The sequence below is a fragment of the Acinetobacter sp. YH12094 genome (genome assembly GCF_013419295.1).
GTDB lineage: Bacteria > Pseudomonadota > Gammaproteobacteria > Pseudomonadales > Moraxellaceae > Acinetobacter > Acinetobacter amyesii.
This window is the reverse complement of sequence record NZ_VPAK01000054.1, coordinates 1-6,664: the sequence shown is the minus strand read 5'-3', so window position 1 is coordinate 6,664 and position 6,664 is coordinate 1. Positions and strand designations below refer to the sequence as shown.

The window sequence follows — 6,664 nt, the reverse complement described above, 5'->3', positions numbered from 1 at the left end:
ATAGGGTTTTTAGCGATGTTTTGCTAAACCACAGTAGATTTATAGTTGAGTTAAGAAAAAACTCTTAAATCGCAAATGAGAGCATTTAGCGAGTGTCTACGAGCGAACTACAGGGATCTAAATTTTTCACCTGTTTTTCCCTGATTACAGGCTTCCCTGTGTATCAAGAACTCAGAATCAGAGCATCCCGAATGGGTGCGAACTGATTACGATGGCTTTATGTCGAGCGAAGCGAGTGAAAAAGTTCTATGAGCGAAGCGAATTCCTAGTTGCTTTTCTTTTTTAAAAGTCACGAAATTTTAAGCCAAAAATTGCCCCTACGAACTGAGCGAAAGCGAAGTTCAATAGAGTTTGAGCGTAGCGAAAACCGAGGGCAATTTTTCCTTTCCTGGGCTTTTAATTATTTTAAAGTTTTTAAATGCTTTTAGGTAAGCTGAAAGCCTTGTAAATAAAGGCTTCTAGACTTCATATGACACTGTTTACCTTGCAATATGACACCGTTTACCTTGCAATATGACACCGTTTACCTTGCAATATGACACCGTTTACCTTGCTTATAGCACTAAAATTAATTAAGGTGTCATAGCATAATAAATAATACTGGTGCTTCATGAGAGAGTTAGTTGTAAAAGACAATGCCTTAATTAATGCAAGTTATAACTTAGATTTAGTAGAACAACGTTTAATTTTATTAGCTATTGTTGAGGCAAGAGAAAGTGGGAAAGGGATTAATGCTAATGATCCCTTAACTGTCCATGCAGAAAGCTATATCAATCAATTTGGCGTACACCGCAATACCGCTTATCAGGCATTAAAAGATGCCTGTAATGATTTATTCGCAAGACAATTCAGCTATCAAAAAATAAATGAAAGAGGGAATATTGAGAACTATAGATCCCGTTGGGTTAGTGAAATTGGATATGTAGATAATGAAGCAGTGGTTAAGCTTATTTTTGCCCCTGCCATAGTTCCATTAATTACGCGCTTAGAAGAGCATTTTACTAAATACGAATTGCAGCAAGTTAGTAATCTCAGTAGTGCTTATGCTGTTCGTTTATATGAGTTATTAATTGCTTGGAGAAGTACGGGCTCTACTCCAATTATAGAGCTAAGTGATTTCCGTCAAAGAATTGGCGTACTCGATACTGAGTACAAGCGTATGGAACGCTTTAAAACTAGTGTACTTGAGCTCGCCATTAAACAAATTAACGAACATACAGATATCACAGTGAAGTATGAACAACACAAAAGAGGTCGATCAATTTCAGGATTTTCTTTTAACTTTAAACAGAAAAAGAAGGACAGCCCATCAATAGAAAGAGATCCGGATACTTTGGGTCTTTCTTCAAAGATGACCGATGCTCAACGGCATATGTTTGCAAATAAACTTTCCGAACTTCCTGAAATGGGTCGTTATTCCCAGGGAACTGAAAGCTATCCGCAATTTGCTATTCGTATTGCTGAGATGCTGCAAGACCCTGACCGAATAAAAGAACTATACCCATACCTAAAAAAAGTGGGATACATGCCATCAAATAAAAAGGACACCGTAAATGGCTAAGTTATCACTAAGTGAAGTATCTAAAAAATTTCATGTGGATAGATCAACCATTTACAGAGCTGTACGTAATGGACGTTTATCACGCTCCAGTGATGGACAATTCGATCTAGCAGAGGTCATCCGATGCTTTGGAGAACCTGAGCAAACATCTCAAAAAATTGAATCATCTAAGCAAGAAGGTGATGAATCTACAAAAAAACTTATTGCCCATTTAGAAAATGAAGTCAAAAAATACCAAGAACGTGAAGAACGGTTAATGCAACAAATTGACCGTATGCAAACACTCATTGAGCTGAAAAGTGTTGCACCTGCCACAGCAGCACCACAACAAGATGCTACGGCATGCGACACCGATCTACCACAGCATGCGACAACACAACAAGACAATGATAATAAAAAGAATAATGAATTAAATATTGCAGAAAATGTGGCAGTGCCACAGCAAGAAACTACGGCATACCACACCCAAACGCTACAGCATGCCACGTTGCAGAATGTGGCAGTGCCACAACACAAAAAACGTGGCTTATTTGGCCGTGTACTGAATGCTGTTTTTGATAATGACTAAGGGAGAAAGATCATGCCGAAACTGAAAGACATTGCCCTAGGCATTATTGTGGCCCCGCTGTTGATCCCGATCATGCTGATCGCATCGTACCAGGATAAAAAGGAGCTGAAAAAAGAGCTGGATAAACGCCAAAAAGAAAAAGACCAGGCATCCTGATTATTCAATTGGGCTAATTAAAACTGTGAAACATTGATCACTTATTAGGCGTGGAACGTGAAAAATCATAAAAAAAGCCCGGTCATGGAAACTCGGGCTATCAACTAGGAACTACAGCGTTGAATTATAAGGATAATTATAAAGCATTTCGTATAAGGTGTATTATGTTAATTTTAGAAATACTAAAAATCTAATTTCAATAACAGCAAAAATATTCCAGGTGTAAAAGTGATACTTCAAAGTTCCCAAATGGATGCATTCTTTCTATCCAGATATGATGTCCAGCTTCCCTCAATTTTAGAACTTATGATACTAGAAGGCTTTTATGAGGATTCGGATGCTATTGTCTTTAATTTTTACAAAGATAGGTTAGAGCAGGTGAATTACGAAGCCATAGCTGATGTTTACGGAGATCTAACAGGGTTTGAAGCCTCCAGTAATAAGATTCATATCGAGGATTACGTGGATAATCAACAGTATGAAATGAATGAAATAATCAACATCGGATTCGCATTAGTTCAATTAGTTCAAAACTTATGGAATCAGCTAAGGGATGATGAGTGCACTATAATTTTATCATCTGATTTAGAAAGTGAATTTGGAAGTAATGCCACTCTTAGTTTTCATAAAAAAAGAATGAATGAAATTTTAATGGATAGCTTAGATGACTGCTCTCAAGCAGTATTCATTTGTGGAAACAATGACTTAATATCTGCAAATACTTAACATAAGGGCTGTTATACGAAATAAAAAACCTAGGCACTAGCCTAGGTCTTAAATTTTAAAAAATACATAAAAATTAAGGTTATAGTCTCAATTTTTCAACTTCGTATAACGTGTATTATGTTAATTTTAGCTAAACTTTAAAGAACAAAAAATATGTGTGAATGCCAATCTGTAGATAATTTTTTTATATGTCCTACTAGTTTTTCAGATGTTTTCAGTCATAACTACAATATGAAGTATAAGTTTCCTCACTACTTCATTGAAGATCCTCCATGTGAGGAAGCTAAACCAGAATTTGATTATGGTGAGTTTTATTATGTTTGTAGCGAGTGTCAGCAAGCTTGGTATTTTGAATGTTATCCAGAAACACCAACAGGCCCAATTTTTGGAATTAAAATTCCAGATATGAGCCAAGTATTAAGCCAAAACCGAATAAACAGTATTAAACAATTCTTAGTTATTTTAGCTCATGAAGGCTTTTCAGAAAATAAGTGTATTCATAACGGATGTATGGACTATTCACTTAATGGAATTAAGGTATGTCTAAATCATTTTGGCTATAAATTTAGTCCTTATTAAAAGATTCATTTAACATAATGGCTGTTATACGAACTAGCCTTGTTAGAACCCATTTAAAGTGTCTATATTCTCACCAATAAAAATCCCAGTTTTATAAAACTGGGATTTTTTTTATTTAATACCTTTATAAATATCAGATAAATAATTCAATGATTGTCCAAGAGCATATCCTAATAGCGGTGGCACAGCATTACCAACTTGAGTGTATTGAGGAACTTCAAATTTTCGCATCTGGCCACCAGTAGTTACTTTAGATAGAAACTTAAAGTTATCTGGAAAAGACTGTACTCGTGCCATTTCTCGAACAGTTAGTGTTCTTAAATCACGGTAATGGCAAGCATCGTCAGGAATAGATAAAGCTGCTGGTGCTGGTTGGTTCGCAACTAAAGCCTTTTGAGTTTGTTTCTTCGTTTGATGTAGCTGTAAATAAGCTACCAGCTCACATTTACTCAAAAAATTAGTCGCTTGGCCACCTTCATTTAAAAAGCTTAAATTTTTTAATTCATCAAATGCATTATCAGAGAGTAAAGAGGTTAAGCCTTTAAGGATCTGTTGTACTTCTTTTTTGGTATTTGAAGAAACCAAATTTAAATTTTGGTATAGCTTAAAACGCTTTTTGACATGAATACCATTCGCTCTAAGATCATAATTATTTAAGCTCTTATGCTTAGTCAGCAAAGGATTAAACAGCGCATCTAACTTTTTAACATATTCAGATTTTTCTTGATGATTTTCGATAGAAAGATCTTGAATTGCATCAGCTACAGAAAACTCTTTTCCTTTGTAAGTAATTAAAGGCTCTAGAAAAGTGCCATGAAAAAATGCTGTATCCTTATCAACATCAAAGTACTTTAAATACCCATACTCTAAATCAGTATCTAATTGAACCTTCTCAAAAAATTGATGACTATGTTTTAAAATATCTTGCTCTTTTTTATTCAATTTATGGATTATTTCTGCATAAACATCTGCACGAATACCTAAAAGAATAAAACGTGGGCGGTTCTGTGCAACGCCAGCATATTTAGCATTTACATGTAAGCATAAAGGAATGTAGTTGATCTTTGAAAAGGCCTTAGCAACCTCATACCAGGCATAGAATTGTCCAGCATTGGTATTAAAAGCCCTTAAAATCCCAGAAACATTCTCTAAAAGCACAAACTTAGGGTGAGTAAGCTCTACAAATTTGGCAAACTCCCAAGGTAAAGTATTTCGTTCATTACCCAACTGTCTTAATCCAGCCAGACTGAAACTTTGACAGGGTGGCCCACCAGAAACGAGATCTAAACCACCATCTAAATGCTCATCTTGTATTTGTTTTAATAATTCAGGCTGTTGTTGTAATAATTTATTGAGTTCTACAATGCTACCAACAAGTAGTTTTTTATTGAGTTGGGTATTTTGATCTAAATCACTAAAGCCACTCTCCATGATAGGTGGATAGGTTTTAGGATTTTCTCTTAGTCTTTTTGATATTTCATTTTTAGGAAAATTTGAGTTAACCCAAAGTGTATGTTCAGGATTCTGTACATCTAAACTTTCATTAAAAAAATTATAAGCAAAGGTTTCGGCTGCCATTGGTGATAATTCATTAGCAATAACCAAGTTATGCCCTGAAGCTTCTAAGCCTAGGGATAATCCACCACAACCAGCAAACAACTCAATATAGTTCAACCACAGTGCCTTAACGTCTAAAATATCGTGGCATATTAAAGTACACTCAAACCAAAGTCCAGGCATTTATACAATTTAAGATGAATCAGCGAACACCAATTGACCTAAGCATAGAACAAACAGAACTTTCATTAAAAAATAGAAAATACCTTGCTCAAAATGGTATTGATTATGGTTTATTGTCCATTACTCAAACTGGCCTGAATAAGTCTATTATGGATGCCGTCGGATCCTTACGAGCATATCTAAAAGACAATCAATACCATGATTACTCTGAACAAAAGCAAGGAACCCCCTATAAAGTTTTAAAACCATGCCAATTGGTAATTTCTGATACAAATTATCAGGATCAAAAAGTTAGCCTATATCGCCCTGAAACAAAATCAGGAGATCCACGGATTTGGATCTATGGACTAAAAAATGTAGCTAACCCTGGCGATGAACTGGCACTGGTTATTGATAAAGGGAATTTATATGCGTTTAACATCTCAAAATTAGATTTAGCCCAGAACCAACTTTTAAATAAGATCATTCATGACTATGAAGCAACGGCAATGGAACTACTTGGTCTATTAGAGAATTTAAGCAAGAAAGGACGATTACCATCTGTGATGCAAGGCCGGCATGATACTGCCATAGGCCGAACAATTGAATATGCTTTAGGCATTCCAATTAACTCATCCCCTTTCCCTGACTATAAAGGCATCGAATTAAAAGCTGGTCGTCTAAATAATGCATCAAATCGTACAAATTTATTCGCTCAAGTCCCGGATTGGTCAATCAGCACATTAAAAAGTAGTAAAGAAATTGTTGATAAATATGGTTATGAGCGTGGTGAGGATTTAAAGCTTTACTGTACGATTACAACACAAGCATATAATTCACAAGGTCTTGGCTTTGAAGTTGATTTTGAAAAAGATCAACTTAATGAGCTACATATCAAAGATGGACCAGTAGTGAGTTGGCTAGGTGATACACTAAGAGCTAAATTATTAGAAAAACATCACGAGACTTTTTGGATCAAAGCTAACTCAGATATAGAAAATGGCGATGAATTTTTTACATTAAAGTCAATTACGCATACTAAGAACCCTGTTTCAAGCCAGTTTCTCGTTCTTATCGAACAAGGGATTATTACGATGGATCACTTAATTAAACGTAAAGATAAAACAGGTAAAACAAGTGAAAAAGGCCCATTATTTAAGATTAAACCAGAACATTTAGATCTTATTTTTCCAGAACCAAAGTTCTACACCCTATAGAGTAGATTAAGATTTAACATAAAATCTCTTATATGAAATTTAGAACTTATCCCTTAAAAAGATCATTAAAAAGCTCTTTATCTTTCTGTCTATTTTCTTCTGTCTTACTTTCCGCACTTAAAAACTGCTCAAAATCAG

Annotated in this window: 7 protein-coding genes; 6 read left to right on the top strand and 1 reads right to left on the bottom strand. The window is 35.1% G+C overall.

What is annotated here, in order from left to right; translation table 11 throughout:
* Positions 1-610: 610 nt before the first annotated feature.
* From repM to FTU34_RS17225, 5 genes are all read left to right on the top strand, one after another.
* Complete coding sequence (gene repM / locus FTU34_RS17245; RefSeq protein ID WP_002011663.1) at positions 611-1,561, top strand: replication initiation protein RepM; 951 nt, start codon at positions 611-613, stop codon at positions 1,559-1,561.
* Positions 1,554-2,129, top strand: a complete 576-nt coding sequence (locus FTU34_RS17240) for a plasmid replication DNA-binding protein (protein WP_121523934.1) — start codon at positions 1,554-1,556, stop codon at positions 2,127-2,129. Before repM ends, FTU34_RS17240 begins: the two co-directional genes overlap by 8 nt.
* Positions 2,130-2,141: 12 nt before the next feature.
* Entirely contained in the window at positions 2,142-2,285 is a 144-nt protein-coding gene (locus FTU34_RS17235) for a hypothetical protein (protein WP_167514224.1), read from the top strand.
* Between the two features lie 249 nt (positions 2,286-2,534).
* Complete coding sequence (locus tag FTU34_RS17230) at positions 2,535-3,011, top strand: hypothetical protein (RefSeq protein WP_218948644.1); 477 nt, start codon at positions 2,535-2,537, stop codon at positions 3,009-3,011.
* Positions 3,012-3,164: 153 nt separating this feature from the next.
* Positions 3,165-3,590, top strand: coding sequence for a hypothetical protein (locus FTU34_RS17225; RefSeq protein ID WP_179995828.1), 426 nt, complete (start codon positions 3,165-3,167; stop codon positions 3,588-3,590).
* A 111-nt stretch (positions 3,591-3,701) separates the two neighbouring features.
* Here the strand turns inward: FTU34_RS17225 and FTU34_RS17220 are convergent, their stop codons facing one another.
* Positions 3,702-5,330 carry a DNA cytosine methyltransferase gene (locus FTU34_RS17220; RefSeq protein WP_218950101.1) on the bottom strand — a complete coding sequence of 543 codons (1,629 nt, stop codon included), beginning with the start codon at positions 5,328-5,330 and terminating at the stop codon, positions 3,702-3,704.
* 14 nt (positions 5,331-5,344) lie between these two features.
* On the opposite strand from FTU34_RS17220, the gene FTU34_RS17215 reads away from it, so the two are divergent.
* Positions 5,345-6,526, top strand: a complete 1,182-nt coding sequence (locus FTU34_RS17215; RefSeq protein WP_180036253.1) for an MvaI/BcnI family restriction endonuclease — start codon at positions 5,345-5,347, stop codon at positions 6,524-6,526.
* Positions 6,527-6,664 lie beyond the last annotated feature (138 nt).